At 57.9% G+C, this 16,876-nt stretch carries 15 protein-coding genes; 2 read left to right on the top strand and 13 right to left on the bottom strand.

Going from position 1 to position 16,876, the window contains the following annotated elements; translation table 11 throughout:
• The 13 genes from lpxA to rpsB form a co-directional block, all read right to left on the bottom strand.
• On the bottom strand, positions 1 to 777 hold the full coding sequence (lpxA, locus tag PMI21_RS06810; protein WP_007940512.1) for an acyl-ACP--UDP-N-acetylglucosamine O-acyltransferase: 777 nt from the start codon (positions 775 to 777) through the stop codon (positions 1 to 3).
• Positions 774 to 1,214, bottom strand: coding sequence for a 3-hydroxyacyl-ACP dehydratase FabZ (gene fabZ, locus PMI21_RS06815; RefSeq protein ID WP_007940511.1), 441 nt, complete (start codon positions 1,212 to 1,214; stop codon positions 774 to 776). The genes lpxA and fabZ overlap by 4 nt, the downstream gene beginning before the upstream one ends.
• Positions 1,215 to 1,323: 109 nt before the next feature.
• Complete coding sequence (gene lpxD / locus PMI21_RS06820) at positions 1,324 to 2,379, bottom strand: UDP-3-O-(3-hydroxymyristoyl)glucosamine N-acyltransferase (RefSeq protein ID WP_007940510.1); 1,056 nt, start codon at positions 2,377 to 2,379, stop codon at positions 1,324 to 1,326.
• 3 nt (positions 2,380 to 2,382) lie between these two features.
• Positions 2,383 to 2,886 (bottom strand): OmpH family outer membrane protein, encoded by a 504-nt coding sequence (locus PMI21_RS06825; protein WP_007940508.1) that lies wholly within the window; start codon positions 2,884 to 2,886, stop codon positions 2,383 to 2,385.
• Positions 2,887 to 2,931: 45 nt separating this feature from the next.
• Positions 2,932 to 5,310 carry an outer membrane protein assembly factor BamA gene (gene bamA / locus PMI21_RS06830; protein ID WP_007940507.1) on the bottom strand — a complete coding sequence of 793 codons (2,379 nt, stop codon included), beginning with the start codon at positions 5,308 to 5,310 and terminating at the stop codon, positions 2,932 to 2,934.
• A gap of 72 nt (positions 5,311 to 5,382) precedes the next feature.
• Complete coding sequence (rseP, locus tag PMI21_RS06835; protein ID WP_007940506.1) at positions 5,383 to 6,735, bottom strand: sigma E protease regulator RseP; 1,353 nt, start codon at positions 6,733 to 6,735, stop codon at positions 5,383 to 5,385.
• 52 nt (positions 6,736 to 6,787) lie between these two features.
• Positions 6,788 to 7,978, bottom strand: coding sequence for a 1-deoxy-D-xylulose-5-phosphate reductoisomerase (gene ispC, locus PMI21_RS06840; RefSeq protein WP_007940505.1), 1,191 nt, complete (start codon positions 7,976 to 7,978; stop codon positions 6,788 to 6,790).
• Positions 7,975 to 8,781, bottom strand: coding sequence for a phosphatidate cytidylyltransferase (locus PMI21_RS06845; protein ID WP_007940504.1), 807 nt, complete (start codon positions 8,779 to 8,781; stop codon positions 7,975 to 7,977). The genes ispC and PMI21_RS06845 overlap by 4 nt, the downstream gene beginning before the upstream one ends.
• Entirely contained in the window at positions 8,781 to 9,536 is a 756-nt protein-coding gene (uppS, locus tag PMI21_RS06850; protein ID WP_007940503.1) for a polyprenyl diphosphate synthase, read from the bottom strand. The genes PMI21_RS06845 and uppS overlap by 1 nt, the downstream gene beginning before the upstream one ends.
• 14 nt (positions 9,537 to 9,550) lie before the next feature.
• Positions 9,551 to 10,108 (bottom strand): ribosome recycling factor, encoded by a 558-nt coding sequence (gene frr / locus PMI21_RS06855; RefSeq protein WP_007940501.1) that lies wholly within the window; start codon positions 10,106 to 10,108, stop codon positions 9,551 to 9,553.
• Positions 10,105 to 10,848, bottom strand: coding sequence for a UMP kinase (pyrH, locus tag PMI21_RS06860; RefSeq protein WP_003198235.1), 744 nt, complete (start codon positions 10,846 to 10,848; stop codon positions 10,105 to 10,107). The genes frr and pyrH overlap by 4 nt, the downstream gene beginning before the upstream one ends.
• 210 nt (positions 10,849 to 11,058) lie before the next feature.
• Positions 11,059 to 11,922 carry a translation elongation factor Ts gene (gene tsf / locus PMI21_RS06865; RefSeq protein WP_007940500.1) on the bottom strand — a complete coding sequence of 288 codons (864 nt, stop codon included), beginning with the start codon at positions 11,920 to 11,922 and terminating at the stop codon, positions 11,059 to 11,061.
• A 190-nt stretch (positions 11,923 to 12,112) separates the two neighbouring features.
• The gene (rpsB, locus tag PMI21_RS06870) at positions 12,113 to 12,850 is read right to left on the bottom strand and encodes a 30S ribosomal protein S2 (RefSeq protein ID WP_003222119.1); all 738 of its coding nucleotides are present in this window, start codon (positions 12,848 to 12,850) and stop codon (positions 12,113 to 12,115) included.
• Positions 12,851 to 13,223: 373 nt separating this feature from the next.
• On the opposite strand from rpsB, the gene map reads away from it, so the two are divergent.
• Both map and PMI21_RS06880 read left to right on the top strand, forming a co-directional pair.
• The gene (gene map, locus PMI21_RS06875; RefSeq protein WP_007940499.1) at positions 13,224 to 14,006 is read left to right on the top strand and encodes a type I methionyl aminopeptidase; all 783 of its coding nucleotides are present in this window, start codon (positions 13,224 to 13,226) and stop codon (positions 14,004 to 14,006) included.
• A gap of 45 nt (positions 14,007 to 14,051) precedes the next feature.
• Positions 14,052 to 16,754 carry a [protein-PII] uridylyltransferase gene (locus PMI21_RS06880; protein WP_007940497.1) on the top strand — a complete coding sequence of 901 codons (2,703 nt, stop codon included), beginning with the start codon at positions 14,052 to 14,054 and terminating at the stop codon, positions 16,752 to 16,754.
• Positions 16,755 to 16,876 lie beyond the last annotated feature (122 nt).

The following is a 16,876-nucleotide window of genomic DNA, read 5'->3' as shown; positions in this document are numbered from 1 at the left end:
TTAGCGGGTGATGCCGCGGGTCGAAGACTGGATGGAATCACGGAACACCGCGACCTCCGGGAACTGCAGCGAGGGTTCGGCCAGCTCGGCGAGCGCTTGCTCGACCGTCAGGCCCTGGCGGTAAACCACCTTGTAGGCACGACGCAGCGCGTGGATCGCATCTTCGCTGAAACCGCGACGGCGCATGCCTTCGAAGTTCATGCTGCGGGCTTCGGCCGGGTTGCCGAATACCGTGACGTACGCTGGAACGTCTTTGCCAATGGCTGTGCCCATGCCGGAAAAGCTGTGGGCGCCAATGTGGCAATACTGGTGAACCAGGGTGAAGCCGGACAGGATCGCCCAGTCTTCAACGTGCACATGGCCCGCCAACGCGGTGTTGTTGACCAGGATGCAATGATTGCCGATAACGCTGTCGTGACCGATGTGGGCATAGGCCATGATCAGGTTGTGATCGCCCAGGGTCGTTTCCGAACGATCCTGAATGGTCCCGCGGTGAATCGTCACGCCTTCGCGGATGACGTTGTGGTCACCGATGACCAGACGGGTTTCCTCGCCCTTATATTTCAAATCGGGCGTGTCCTCACCTACCGAAGAAAACTGGTAGATGCGGTTGTGCTTACCGATTCGGGTCGGGCCCTTGAGAATCACATGCGGCCCGATCACTGTTCCCTCGCCGATTTCCACACCTGCGCCGACGATCGACCAAGGGCCGACTTCGACGTCGTCGGCCAGGATGGCCGTCGGATCGATGATTGCGCGAGGGTCAATCAAACTCATAGTTTGCGTTCCGCACAGATGATTTCAGCGGAGCAGACTGGCTTGCCATCGACCGAAGCCTGGCATTCGAACTTCCAGATCTGACGCTTGCAGCTGATGAACTTGGCTTCAAGGATCAATTGATCGCCCGGCAGCACAGGCTGACGGAAGCGCAGTTTGTCGGAGCCGACGAAGTAGTAAAGCGTGCCATCGGCCGGTTTCACGTCGAGCATTTTGAAACCAAGGATCCCGGCAGCCTGAGCCATCGCTTCGATGATCAGTACGCCCGGCATGATTGGATGCGCAGGGAAGTGACCATTGAAGAACGGTTCGTTGATGCTGACATTCTTGTAGGCGCGAATGCGCTTGCCTTCCACATCCAGATCCACGACCCGGTCCACCAGCAGGAACGGGTAACGGTGAGGCAGGTATTCGCGAATCTCGTTGATGTCCATCATTTCGGGGGGAAGCCTATGTAAAGATTGGGAGCGCGCGACTGACGCGCACTCCTCTAGCAAATCAAGGGAGGCAGTCTAGCGGCTGTGCACACTTGATATGGAAATGGTATCAGCCATCTGATGAAGCATTACCGTCAGGGGTCACGTCCCCTACACGCTTTTCCAGCTGTCGCAGACGTCGCGCGATGTCATCGAGCTGACGGATACGTGCCGCGCTTTTGCGCCATTCGGCTGCCGGTTGCATCGCCGTACCGGAAGAATAGGAGCCCGGCTCGGTAATCGAGTGGGTCACCATGGTCATCCCGGTCAGGAAAACGTTGTCGCAAATGTCGATATGCCCCACCAGCCCTACGCCACCGGCGAGCATGCAATGCTTGCCGATTTTGGTGCTGCCGGAAATTCCCACGCACGCGGCCATGGCAGTGTGGTCACCGACCTGGACGTTGTGGGCAATCTGAATCTGGTTGTCGAGCTTCACACCATTACCAATGACGGTATCGGCCAGCGCGCCGCGATCGATAGCGGTATTTACGCCTATCTCCACGTCGTCTCCGATCGAGACGCCGCCGACCTGGGCAATTTTCTGCCAGACACCTTTCTCGTTGGCAAAACCGAAGCCTTCACCACCGAGCACGGCACCGGATTGAATCACCACCCGTTTGCCGATGCGCACGTCGTGGTACAGCGTAACGCGCGGGGCCAACCAGCCGCCCTCGCCAATTTCGCAGCGTGCACCGATGAAGCAATGCGCACCAACGGTCACACCGGCGCCAATACGCGCTGCACTTTCGATGACCGCAAAGGCACCGATGCTCGCCGCCGGATCGACCACCGCATCCGCTGCCACTACCGCTGTCGGATGAATACCGGCCGGCGCCTTGGGCTTGGGATCGAACAGATGGGAAATGCGCGCATAGGCCAGATATGGATCAGCCACCACCAGCGCATCACCGGCAAAACCTTCTGCGTCAGCGGCCTTCAGCAACACGGCTGCGGCCTGACTGTCAGCCAGGTATTTACGGTATTGAGGATTTGCCAGAAAGCTCAACTGAGCTGGGCCAGCCTCTTGCAAAGTGGCCAGCCCAGTAATTTCTTTCGCCGGGTCGCCACGTAAGGTGGCGCCGAGGAACTCGGCCAACTGGCCGAGCTTTATAGTCGCTGTCATGGGTTACTTCAGCTGATTCATGCGCTCGATAACCTGGCGAGTGATGTCGTACTGAGGCTTGACATCAATCACTGCGCCACGCTCGAAGACCAGGTCATAAGCACCTTTCTTGATGACTTCTTCCACAGCGCTGTCCAGTTTCGGCTTGAGCTGCTTCAGCATTTCACGGTCGGCAACGGCTTTGGCTTCGTTCAGTTCCTTGGACTGGAACTGGAAATCACGGGCCTTTTGCTTGAACTCGAGCTCCAGGCGCTCACGCTCGCCTTGCTGCATTTTGTCGCCACCGGCCATCAGACGGTCCTGGATACCCTTGGCGCTGCTTTCCAGGCTCTTGAGCTTGGTCAGTTGCGGGCCGAATTTTTTCTCGGCATCCACGGCGTATTTCTTCGCCGCATCGGATTCCAGCAGTGCCATCTGATAGTTCAGAACGGCGATTTTCATGTCGGCAAAAGCCGGACCTGCAACCAACACGGTCGCCAGGAGAACCAATTGAGTCAACTTACGCACGATGCACTCCTACAAAATCCATTGTCATTATCTTGGGTCAGACGCTTAGAACGTCTGGCCGAGGGAGAATTGGAACACTTGAGTCTCGGCATTGCTGTCCGGTTTTTTGACTGGCATCGCCAAGGCGAAGCTCAACGGACCAAGGGCGGTAACCCATGTCACACCGACACCCACCGAACTGGCCATATTGCTCAGGCTGACGTCGTTACACTGAGTGTTGGACTTGGAACCATCGGCGTTAGTGCTCTGCTTGCAAGTCGAATCGAACACATTACCCACGTCCCAGAATACCGAAGTGCGCAAGGAACGCTGATCTTTCACGAACGGCAGAGGGAATAGAACTTCTACACCACCCTGAATCAGGACGTTACCACCAAACGGTAGTGGATCCTGGTCCGGGTCGACTGCGGTGCCAGGGTTCACAGCCCGGCTCGGCGTACTGCGAGGCCCGAGGGTGCTGTCCTTGAAGCCACGAACCGAGTTGAAACCACCAGCATAGTAGTTTTCATAGAACGGCAAGCCGTCGGTCGAACCATAACCATCGCCATAACCCAGCTCGGTGTGGAGGCGCATGGTGTAGTTTTCAGACAGCGGCTGGAACAATTGACCGCGGTAATCGAGCTTGAAGAACGACAAGTCGCTGCCTGGCGTCGTAGCTTCTGCGGTCAAGCTCTGGGAGTGACCACGGGTCGCCAGTACACCTTTGTTCAAGGTGGACTCTGACCAACCTGCCGATGCCTTGAAGTTGAGGTACTGATCGCCTTCCTTGTTAACGAAGTCGAAGATTTCGTCGACGGTGTAAAGACCCGTCTTGATCTTGTCTTGTTGCGCAGACAAACCAAATGTCAGACGCGAAGTCTCGCTGATCGGATAACCAACGCTCACGCCCGCACCCAGGCTGTCTACGGCGTAGCTGGCTACGTTGACATCGAGGTCTTTGTAGTCGGTCGTACGATAGAAAGCGTTGTAACCCAGGCTCACACCGTCAGCTGTCCAGTAGGGGTCGACATAACCGAAGTTATAACGGCTTTGATACTGACTGCGAGTCAAGCCGATGCTGACCTTGTTACCGGTACCCAGGAAGTTGTTCTGAGTGATCGAACCACCAAGGATCAGACCGGCGCTCTGGGCAAAACCGACGCTGGCGGTAATCGAACCGGAAGCCTGCTCTTCAACGCTGTAGTTCACGTCAACCTGATCATCGACACCCGGCACGGCCGGCGTTTCGACGTTGACTTCCTTGAAGAAGCCCAGACGTTCCAGGCGGGTCTTGGATTGGTCGATCAGGTAGGTCGAAGCCCAGCCGCCTTCCATCTGACGCATTTCACGGCGCAGCACTTCGTCTTCGGACTTGGTGTTGCCACGGAAGTTGATGCGGTTCACGTAAGCACGCTTGCCCGGATCGACAGCGAACGTGATATCGACCGTGTGGTCTTCATCGTGAGGCTGAGGCACGCCGTTGACGTTAGCGAAGGTGTAACCCTCGTTACCCAGGCGGCGGGTGATCAGTTCGGAGGTGGTGGTCATCAGCTTGCGCGAGAACACCTGGCCTTTCTGAACCAGCAGCAGGGACTTGACCTGGTCTTCAGGCACTTTCAGGTCGCCGCTGAGTTTCACGTCACGAACGGTGTACTTCTCGCCTTCGTTAACGTTGACGGTGATATAGACGTGTTTCTTGTCCGGGGTGATGGACACCTGGGTCGAAGCGATATCCATATTGATATAGCCACGGTCCAGGTAATAGGAGCGCAGACGCTCCAGGTCACCGGAGAGTTTTTCACGGGCGTACTTGTCATCGTTCTTGAAGAACGACAGCCAGTTGCTGGTCTTGAGTTCGAACAGGTCGATCAGGTCTTCATCAGGGAAGACAGTGTTGCCCACCACGTTGATGTGCTGGATCGCGGCAACGGTGCCTTCGTTGATGTTGACCTTCAGGGCGACGCGGTTACGCGGCTGTGGCACCACTTCGGTGTCGACGGTAGCCGAGTAGCGGCCCTGAGCGACGTATTGACGCTGCAGTTCGTTACGCACACCTTCGAGGGTGGCGCGCTGGAAGATCTCGCCTTCGGCCAGACCGGACTGTTTGAGGCCCTTCATCAGGTCTTCAGTGGAGATCGCCTTGTTGCCGTCGATCTCGATACTGGCGACCGACGGACGCTCGACTACAGTGATGACCAGGACGTTGCCTTCACGGCCCAGCTGGATATCTTGAAAGAACCCGGTTTTGAACAGCGCACGAGTGGATTCCACCAGGCGACGATCATCCGCCTGCTCGCCGACGTTCAACGGCAAGGCACCAAAGACACTACCCGCGGAGACCCGCTGGAGGCCATTGACGCGAATATCAGAGATAGTGAAGGACTCGGCGTGAACTTCGGCGATCATCAATACGGTGAGAACCGCAGTTAGCAGCAGACGTTTCATGAAGTCCTTTCTTATTCCAACTGGCAATAAAAACTGCCGCAAAATGCGGCAGATTCGCAATTCAGCGAAGCGTTACAGTCGACCCAGATCATTGACCAGAGCAAGCAACATCACCCCGACCACCAAACTGATACCGATCTGTATCCCCCAACCTTGCACCCGATCCGACAAGGGACGACCACGCGCCCACTCGATCAGATAAAACAACAAATGCCCCCCATCCAGTACAGGAATGGGCAGCAAATTCAGAACACCCAGGCTAATACTCAGATAAGCAAGGAAATTCAGGAAATCAGCGACGCCCGACTGGGCAGAAGCGCCCGCCACTTTAGCAATGGTTATCGGTCCACTCAAGTTTTTTACCGAGAGCTCGCCGAACAACATTTTCTTGAGCGAGTCGAGGGTCAGTACGCTCATGGTCCAGGTGCGTCGAGCACCCTCCCCAATGGCGGCCACCGGACCGTAACTGACTTCGCGAATCATCTCTGGTGGCCAATCGACCGCTTTCACCCCTGCGCCCAGATAACCACTGGGTGCCTTGCTCTCGCCGCGCGTGGCCAGCGTCACCGGGACGTCGATTTGAGCACCGTCGCGCTCAACGCGCAGCATGATTTTGGTATCCGGATGCAAACGGACGATGTCGACTACTTGCTGCCAGTCATCCAGTGCCCTGCCATCAAGGGCCAACAGGCGGTCACCGGCCTTCAGACCCGCAGCCTTCGCCGGCCCTTTCGGATCAATTTCAGCCAGCACCGGCGGCAATGCCGGACGCCAGGGGCGAATACCCAGCGAGTGAATAGGATCCGGCTCGTTAGCACCCTTGAGCCACTTGTCCAACACCAACTCACGAGGCGAATCTACGGTGGAACCCTGCTCGCGGACCAGCACTTGAAGGGAACCGCTCTCGCCCAGGCGGCGGACCAGTTGCAGGTTCACCGCAGCCCAGCCGGAAGTCGGCTCGCCATCGATGGCAATAATTTCCTGCCCCGGGCTCAAACCTGCCCTGGAGGCGATACTGCCGGATTCGACCGCGCCGATAACCGGGCGCACCTGATTGCTACCCAGCATTGCCAATGCCCAGAAAAACACCATTGCCAACAGGAAGTTGGCGATCGGACCGGCCGCCACGATGGCAATACGCTGACGGACGGATTTGCGATTGAAGGCGTGATCGAGCTGATCGGCCGGAACCTCGCCTTCGCGCTCGTCGAGCATTTTCACATAGCCACCCAGCGGGATGGCGGCGACCACGAATTCAGTGCCTTTGCTGTCGTGCCAGCGCAACAGTGGCATGCCGAAGCCCACGGAGAAACGCAGCACTTTGACCCCACAGCGACGTGCGACCCAGAAATGGCCGAATTCGTGGAAGGTGACCAGCACGCCCAGCGCTACCAGGGTGCCGACAATCATATAGAGCGCGCTCATCTACTTTCTCCGCAATCCTATCGGTGCTGCATGGGCCAACGTATTGCAGCACTTATCGCCCGTGACGACTCAACCATTGCCCGGCCAGCACCCGTGCTTTCGCATCGGCCGTAAACACTGCCTCGAGATCATCAACCGCAACCACAGGCTCGAGGTTCAATACTTCCTCGATAATACTCGCGATTTCCAGATAGCGAACCCGTCCGTCGAGAAAGGCCGCCACAGCCACTTCATTCGCGGCATTGAGCATCGCCGGCGCGCTGTTACCAGCCTCGGCGGCTTGACGTGCAAGGCGCAGGCAAGGGAAACGCTCTTCATCGGGCGCCTGGAAATCCAGGCGAGCGATGGCGAACAGGTCCAACGGCGCAACACCCGAGTCAATCCGCTCTGGCCAGGCCAGGGCATTGGCAATCGGCGTGCGCATATCCGGATTGCCCAACTGCGCCAGCACCGAACCATCGATATAGTCCACCAGCGAATGAATCACGCTTTGCGGGTGAATCACCACTTCGACCTGAGAGGGCGTAGCGTCGAACAGCCAGCAGGCCTCGATCAGCTCGAGCCCTTTGTTCATCATGCTGGCCGAATCCACCGAAATCTTGCGCCCCATGGACCAATTCGGGTGAGCACACGCTTGCTCGGGGGTAACATGCGCCAGCTCGGCCAGGGGCGTCTGCCGGAACGGGCCACCAGAGGCTGTCAGTAAAATCCGGCGTACACCGACCGCGCCCAAGCCACGGGAGAAATCCTGCGGCATGCACTGGAAAATCGCGTTGTGTTCGCTATCGATCGGCAGCAGTACCGAACCGCTTTTACGCACGGCCTGCATGAACAGCGCACCGGACATCACCAGCGCTTCTTTATTAGCCAAAAGAATCTTTTTGCCAGCCTCGACCGCCGCCAGAGTCGGACGCAAACCCGCCGCCCCGACGATCGCCGCCATCACCGCATCGACTTCTGGATCCGAGGCGACCTGACACAAGCCCTCCTCTCCCACCAGAACACGGGTCGACAGGCCAGCCGCACGTAACTCGTCCTGCAAGCCTCGGGCAGCGCCAGATTCCGGCACGACCGCGAAACGTGGCACATGACGCACGCACAGCGCCAGCAGCTCTCTCAAACGAGTGAAACCGCTCAAGGCGAATACCTGATAGCGCTCGGGGTGACGGGCGATGACGTCGAGAGTGCTCAGACCAATCGAGCCGGTCGCCCCCAGCACGGTAATCTGTTGTGGGCGACTCACGATGCCGCCATCCACAGCAGCACGGCGAACACCGGAATCGCCGCTGTCAGGCTGTCGATGCGGTCCAGTACACCGCCGTGTCCCGGCAGCAGATTACTGCTGTCCTTGATCCCAGACTGGCGCTTGAACATGCTTTCGGTGAGGTCGCCCACCACCGAAATGAACACGATGATCGCAGCACCGAACAGGCCCATCAGCATCTGAGCGAAACTCCAGTCCCGCGCAAAACCGACGATTGCCGTGATCACCAGGCTCAACAGCAAGCCGCCGTACACACCCTCCCAGCTCTTGCCAGGGCTGACCTGTGGCGCCAGCTTGCGCTTGCCGAAGGCCCGGCCGGAAAAGTACGCACCGATATCGGCGCCCCAGACCAGCACCATCACGGCCATGATCAGCCAGTTGCCCAAGGGCTCCTGCTTGATCAGGATCAGACCTTGCCAGGCCGGCAATAGAATCAACAAACCGATCGCCAGTTTGCAGGCAGCACTGGCCCAGTGTTCGCTGGACCGTGGATAAGTCAGCACCAGATAGGTGGCCACGCCCCACCAGAGCACCGAGGCGCCCAGCACCCAAGGCGCGAGCCCCGGCAGGATGTGCATGACAAACAGCATCAGCGCGACCACAGCCGCAAAAGCAATTCGGATCGCCTGGGCAGCAAAACCTGCCAGGCGTGCCCATTCCCATGCCCCCAGCGTCACCACCAGCCCGATGAACAGCGCAAAACCGGACCCTTCGAGCAGGAAAAACCCGCACAGGGCAATCGGCAGCAGAATCAGTGCCGTGATGATTCGTTGTTTAAGCATTAAACCCGGGCTCCAGACTCGACCTGCTCGCTCGTTTTACCGAAGCGACGCTGGCGAGAAGCGAAATCGGCCAGCGCATTGCGCATGGCGTCGTGTTTGAAGTCCGGCCAGAACAGGTCGGAGAAGTACAACTCGGCGTAAGCCAGTTGCCACAGCAGGAAGTTACTGATGCGATGCTCGCCGCCGGTACGGATGCACAAGTCCGGCAACGGCAGATCGCCGGTCGCCAGACAGGTTTGCAACAGTTCGGGAGTGATGTCTTCCGGGCGCAGATGCCCGGCCTGAACTTCGCGCGCCAGACGTTGCGCGGCTTGCGCGATGTCCCACTGACCGCCGTAGTTGGCGGCGATCTGCAGGATAAAGCGGTTGGCGCCGGCGGTCATCGCCTCGGCTTCACGCATGGCTGCTTGAAGCTCCGGATGAAAACGCGAACGGTCGCCGATGATGCGCAAACTGATGTTGTTGTCGTTCAGGCGCTTGGCCTCGCGACGCAGCGCCCTGAAGAACAGATCCATCAAGGCACTGACCTCATCGGCCGGGCGCTGCCAGTTCTCACTGGAGAATGCAAACAGGGTCAATACCTCAACCCCGGACTCCGCACACACCTCGATGACCGCACGAACAGCATCCACACCCGCTTTATGCCCGGCGACACCCGGCATAAAGCGTTTTTTCGCCCAACGATTATTACCATCCATGATGATCGCGACATGGCGCGGCACCGCGGACGGCGCAGTCTGCTTGGTCTTGTCCATTTGAAACTCGACCCTTATACGGCCATCAGGTCTTTTTCTTTTTCCGCCAACTTAGCGTCGATTTCAGCCACGAATTTCTTGGTCAGATCGTCGATCTCGCCAGTGGCGCGACGCTCTTCGTCTTCGCTGATTTCCTTTTCCTTGACCAGATCCTTCAGCGAGCTGTTTGCATCGCGACGGATGTTGCGCACGGCAACACGGGCATCTTCAGCTACATCACGAGCCTGCTTGGTGAAGCCCCGGCGGGTTTCTTCGGTCAGGGCTGGCATGGAGATCAGCAGCAACTCACCCAGGTTGGTCGGGTTGAGGTTCAGGCCAGCGCTACCGATGGCCTTATCGACCGCGCCCAGCATGTTGCGTTCGAAGGCAACGACTTGCAGGGTACGGGCGTCTTTAACGGTGATGTTCGCCACTTGCTTGATCGGAGTGTCGGCGCCGTAGTACGGAACCATCACGCCTTCCAGAATGCTTGGGTGCGCCTGGCCGGTACGGATACGACCGAAGTTGTGCGCCAGCGATTCTACGGATTTCTGCATGCGCTCTTTAGCGTCTTTCTTGATTTCGTTGATCATTGTTGAACTTCCTCGATCAGGGTTCCTTCAGCGCCGCCATGTACGATGTTCAACAGGGCACCGGGTTTGTTCATATTAAACACGCGCAGCGGCATCTTGTGGTCGCGACACAGGCAAATGGCCGTCAGATCCATCACACCCAGCTTGCGATCCAGCACTTCATCGTAGGTCAGATGATCGAACTTCTCGGCATGCGGGTCTTTGAACGGGTCAGCGGTGTAGACGCCATCAACCTTCGTTGCCTTGAGCACCACATCGGCATCGATTTCGATTGCGCGCAGGCAAGCAGCCGAGTCCGTAGTGAAGAACGGATTGCCAGTACCGGCCGCGAAAATCACGACTTCCTTGGAGTTCAGGTGGCGCATGGCTTTGCGGCGATCATAGTGATCGGTCACGCCAACCATGGAAATGGCCGACATCACGATGGCCGAGATATTGGCACGTTCCAGCGCATCGCGCATCGCCAGGGCGTTCATCACAGTGGCCAGCATGCCCATGTGGTCGCCAGTGACCCGATCCATGCCGGCTGCGCTGAGCGCTGCGCCGCGGAACAGGTTACCCCCGCCGATCACCAGACCGACCTGAACACCGATGCCAACCAGCTGGCCAACTTCCAGTGCCATGCGATCCAGAACTTTCGGATCGATCCCGAACTCTTCCGAGCCCATCAGGGCCTCGCCGCTAAGCTTGAGTAGAATGCGTTTATAGCGAGCCTGATAACCACTGCCCTGCTGAGCCATTGCGAATCTCTCCTGCGGCGTATTTTAAAAATTCTTTGCGAGCTGTTTACAGCTGGCGTTCACTCTAGCTTGGCACTGCTTCAGCGCCATCGGAACATGGCTTTGTAAGCCAGTTCCAAAGGGAAACCAAATAAAATTGGCAACCCCATCTGAAAAGAGGCTGCGCGCGTAAGCGGGCAGCCTCTTCAGGGCGACAGTTAAAAAACCGTCTTATTGCTTGCTGGCAGCCAGCTGGGCAGCAACTTCTTCTGCGAAGTTGTCTACTGGCTTCTCGATGCCTTCGCCTACTTTGAAGTAGGTGAAAGAAACGATTTCAGCACCGGCTTTCTTGGCCAGTTCGCCGACCTTGATTTCAGGGTTCTTGACGAACGCCTGCTCAACCAGGCTCGCTTCAGCCAGGAACTTGCTGATACGGCCTTTGACCATGTTTTCAACGATGTTTTCTGGCTTGCCGGCGATCTTGTCAGCGTTGAGGGTCAGGAACACGCCCTTCTCGCGCTCGATCGCTTCAGCGGAAACTTCCGACGGCAGCAGGAATTCAGGATTGGTAGCCGCTACGTGCATAGCGATGTCTTTGGCCAGCTCAACGTCGCCGCCCTTGAGAACAACCGCAACACCAATCTTGTTGCCGTGCAGGTAGCCACCAACAACATCGCCTTCAACGCGAGCCAGGCGACGAATATTGACGTTTTCGCCAACCTTGCCAACCAGAACCAGACGATCAGCTTCACGCGCTTCGATCAGCGGAGCAGCATCGGTCAGTTTGTCAGCGAACGCTTTTTCAATGCTGGCAGCGACAAATGCCTTGAAGTCGTCCTGCAGAGCCAGGAAGTCGGTCTGCGAGTTCACTTCCAGCAGGACGGCGGATTTACCGTCTTCCTTGAGAGCGATTGCGCCTTCAGCGGCAACGTTGCCGGCTTTCTTGGCAGCCTTGATGGCGCCCGAAGCGCGCATGTCATCAATGGCTTTTTCGATGTCGCCGCCAGCCTTGGTCAAGGCCTTTTTGCAGTCCATCATGCCTTCGCCGGTACGCTCGCGCAGTTCTTTGACCAACGCTGCAGTAATCTCTGCCATTTTCAAATTCCTCTTGGATAGGTTTTCAACCATTCCACCCGATCGAACGGGCGATCAATTCTTCCCGAACCACCCTTGTTAGCTGCCGCACGTTACAGATAAAGCAGTGGGCGCCGACAAATGGTTTTCGAGGTGGCAAAAAGGGGGCCAAGCCCCCTTTTTGCTTACTGAGTCAACGCCAGGGCGTCAATTACTCAGCTGCAGCCTGAGTTTCTTCAGCTGCGAACTCTACAGTGCCGCCAGCAACATTGTTGCGACCACGGATAACAGCGTCAGCCATCGAACCCATGTACAGCTGGATAGCGCGGATTGCGTCATCGTTGCCTGGGATGATGTAGTCAACGCCTTCCGGGCTGCTGTTGGTATCGACTACGCCGATAACCGGGATGCCCAGCTTGTTGGCTTCGGTGATCGCGATGCGCTCGTGATCAACGTCGATAACGAACAGAGCGTCTGGCAGACCGCCCATGTCCTTGATACCACCCAGGGAACGATCCAGCTTCTCAAGATCGCGAGAGCGCATCAGCGCTTCTTTCTTGGTCAGCTTGGCGAAAGTACCGTCTTCGGCTTGCACTTCAAGGTCACGCAGACGCTTGATGGAAGCACGGATGGTTTTGAAGTTGGTCAGCATGCCGCCCAACCAGCGGTGATCGACGTACGGCGAACCGCAACGTGCTGCTTCTTCAGCAACGATCTTGCCAGCGGAACGCTTGGTGCCGACGAACAGAATCTTGTTTTTGCCCTGGGCCAGACGCTCTACGAAAGTCAGAGCTTCGTTGAACATTGGCAGGGTTTTTTCAAGGTTGATGATGTGAATCTTGTTACGCGCGCCGAAAATGTACTTACCCATTTTCGGATTCCAGTAACGGGTTTGGTGACCGAAGTGCACACCGGCCTTCAGCATATCGCGCATGTTGACTTGGGACATGATAGTTCCTTAATAAGTCGGGTTTGGCCTCCACGTATCCCAATGACCAACCAGCAGCATCAGCTGAAGGCACCCAGGTCATCGTGTCGACACGTGTGTGGATTTAAGCTTTTCAGGGTATCCCCGGAAAGCGGCGCATTTTATATCACAAGGCCGGAAAAAACGGAACCCGGATTCTGAAAACCTGGCGAATGCTTTTGATCCCGCCCTTGGAATCCCCCAAGAATGCGCCATCCTATAGAGAGAAGCGATGCACAGAAGCTCAGATTTGCCCTGATCGTCTGGTAGAATCGCGTTTTTCAGGGCCGCGACGATCGTTCGCGCAGTGCCCATTTCGTTTTAGAAGGCGCCACTGAGCGCAGAGAGAGCCTGTATGACCGTCACCCTCAAAACCCCAGAGGACATCGCAAAAATGCGGATCGCCGGCAAATTGGCCGCCGATGTGCTGGAAATGATTGCCGATTATGTCAAACCGGGCGTTACCACCGAAGAGCTGGACCGCATCTGCCACGACTACATCGTCAACGAGCAGAAAGCCATTCCTGCCCCGCTCAACTACAAAGGCTTTCCGAAGTCGATCTGCACCTCGATCAACCACGTGGTCTGCCACGGCATCCCGAACGAGAAGCCGCTTAAGGATGGCGACACACTGAACATCGACGTCACGGTGATCAAGGACGGCTACCACGGCGACACCAGCCGCATGTTCCACGTCGGCACTGTGCCGGTCTGGGCCGAGCGTCTATCCCAGGTGACTCAGGAGTGCATGTACAAGGCCATCGAACTGGTCAAGCCCGGCTGCCGCCTGGGCGATATCGGTGAAGTGATCCAGAAGCACGCGGAAAAGAACGGTTTCTCGGTGGTTCGCGAGTTCTGCGGCCACGGCATCGGCAAGGTGTTCCACGAAGAACCACAGATCCTGCACTACGGCCGTGCCGGCACCGGCATGGAACTGAAAGCCGGCATGACCTTCACCATCGAGCCGATGATCAACCAGGGTAAGGCCGACACCAAGGTGCTGGGCGATGGCTGGACCGCGATCACCAAGGACCGCAAGTTGTCGGCGCAATGGGAACACACCCTGCTGGTGACCGAAACCGGCTACGAGATCTTCACCCTGCGCAGCGACGACACCATCCCGCGCGTTTCGGCCTGATCCCGCCCGCTCCGTTCCCAGCCTTATAGAAAGGAAAGCCAATCGATGCCGCAGGTGGATCCCGAACTCTTCGACCGCGGCCAGTTCCAGGCTGAACTGGCCCTGAAGGCAAGCCCTATCGCTGCTTTCAAGAAGGCGATCCGTCAGGCCCGCGAAGTGCTCGACGAGCGGTTTCGCGCCGGTCGGGAAATTCGACGGTTGATCGAGGATCGTGCCTGGTTCGTCGATAACATCCTGCAAAAGGCCTGGGAACAGTTCAACTGGAGCTTCGATGCCGACATCGCACTGGTCGCGGTCGGCGGCTACGGTCGTGGCGAGTTGCACCCCTACTCCGACATTGACCTGCTGATCCTGCTGGACGGTGCCGATCACGAAGTTTTCCGTGATTCCATCGAGCGTTTTCTGACGTTGCTGTGGGACATTGGCCTGGAAGTCGGCCAGAGCGTTCGCTCAGTGGATGAATGCGCCGAGGAAGCCCGCGCCGACCTGACGGTGATCACCAACCTGATGGAAAGCCGCACCATTGCCGGCCCCGAGCGTCTACGCCAGCGCATGCTGGACGTGACCAGCACCGCGCACATGTGGCCCAGCAAGGAGTTCTTCCTGGCCAAGCGCGCCGAGCAGAAAGCCCGTCACCACAAGTACAACGACACCGAATACAACCTGGAACCCAACGTCAAAGGCTCGCCCGGTGGCCTGCGGGATATTCAGACGATTCTGTGGGTCGCCCGTCGTGAGTACGGCACCCTGAACCTGCGGGCCCTGGCCGGTGAAGGTTTTCTAGTGGAGAGCGAAAACGCCCTGCTGGCCTCATCCCAGGAGTTTTTGTGGAAAGTGCGTTACGCGCTGCACATGCTCGCCGGCCGCTCCGAAGACCGTCTGCTGTTCGATCACCAGCGCACGATTGCCGGGCTGCTGGGCTTCGTGGGCAATGACGCCAAGCACGCCATCGAAAACTTCATGCAACAGTACTACCGGGTAGTCATGAGCATTGCCCAGCTCAGCGACCTGATCATCCAGCACTTCGAAGAAGTGATCCTGGCCCCCGAAGACGAAGCACCGCCGCAGCCGATCAACTCGCGATTCCAGCTGCACGACGGCTACATCGAGGCGCGCAACAACAATGTGTTCCGCCGCACACCATTCGCCATGCTCGAGATCTTCGTGCTGATGGCCCAGCAGCCGGAAATCAAGGGCGTACGCGCCGATACCATCCGCCTGCTGCGCGAGAACCGTCATCTGATCGACGACGACTTCCGCAATGATATTCGCAATACCAGCCTGTTCATCGAATTGTTCAAGTGCAAGATCGGCATCCACCGCAACCTGCGGCGCATGAACCGTTACGGGATTCTTGGGCGTTATCTGCCGGAGTTCGGCTTTATTGTCGGACAGATGCAGCACGACCTGTTTCACATCTATACGGTCGATGCGCACACCCTGAACCTGATCAAGCATCTGCGTAAGTTGCAGTACACCCAGGTGTCGGAAAAATTCCCGCTCGCCAGCAAGCTCATGGCCAAACTGCCCAAGCCGGAGTTGATTTACCTGGCCGGCCTGTACCACGACATCGGCAAGGGCCGGCATGGCGACCACTCGGAAATCGGCGCAGTGGATGCCGAAGCCTTTTGCCAACGCCATCAGTTGCCGATCTGGGACAGCCGCCTGATCGTCTGGCTGGTGCAAAACCATCTCGTAATGTCGACCACCGCCCAGCGCAAGGACTTGTCCGACCCGCATGTGATCCACGATTTTGCACAGATTGTCGGTGATGAAACCCGCCTCGATTATCTGTATGTGCTGACCGTTGCCGACATCAACGCGACCAACCCGACGCTGTGGAACTCCTGGCGCGCGAGCCTGTTGCGCCAGCTCTACACCGAGACCAAGCGCGCCTTGCGTCGCGGCCTGGAAAACCCGGTGGATCGCGAAGAGCAGATCCGCCAGACCCAAAGCGCAGCGCTGGACATTCTGGTACGCGGCGGCACCGACCCGGACGACGTCGAGCAGTTGTGGGCACAACTGGGCGATGACTACTTCCTGCGTCACACCGCCGGCGACGTGGCCTGGCACACTGATGCGATCTTGCAGCAGCCGGCCGACGGCGGCCCGCTGGTGCTGATCAAGGAAACCACCCAGCGCGAATTCGAGGGCGGTACGCAGATCTTCATTTATGCGCCGGACCAGCACGACTTCTTCGCCGTGACCGTGGCGGCGATGGACCAGCTCAACCTGAACATTCACGACGCCCGGGTCATCACCTCCAGCAGCCAGTTCACCCTCGACACCTATATCGTGCTCGACACCGATGGCGACTCGATCGGCGACAACCCGGCGCGGGTCAAGCAGATCCGCGATGGCCTGACCGAAGCCCTGCGCAACCCGGACAACTACCCAACGATTATCCAGCGTCGGGTGCCGCGTCAGCTCAAGCACTTTGCCTTTGCGCCACAGGTGACGATCCACAACGATGCGCAGCGTCCGGTGACCGTGCTGGAACTCAGCGCACCCGACCGTCCTGGGTTGCTGGCGCGGATCGGCACGATCTTCCTCGAGTTCGACCTGTCGCTGCAGAACGCCAAGATCGCCACCTTGGGCGAGCGTGTGGAAGACGTGTTCTTCATCACCGACGCAAACAATCAGCCGCTATCCGACCCGTTGCTGTGCAGCCGTTTGCAGGATGCAATCGTCGAACAGCTGAGCGTCAACCAGGAACCCGATATCAAACTTTCGCGCATCAGCATCTGAATCAACAATTTTCCCCCTGTGGGAGCGCCTGTGGCGAGGGGACTTACCCCCGTTTGAGTGCGTAGCACTCACAAGATCTTTGGTGCATCAGAGAATTTGGGGCTGCTTCGCAGCCCAACGGG

This window comes from Pseudomonas sp. GM18 (assembly GCF_000282195.1).
GTDB lineage: Bacteria > Pseudomonadota > Gammaproteobacteria > Pseudomonadales > Pseudomonadaceae > Aquipseudomonas.
This window is presented reverse-complemented; position numbering and strand designations above follow the sequence as displayed.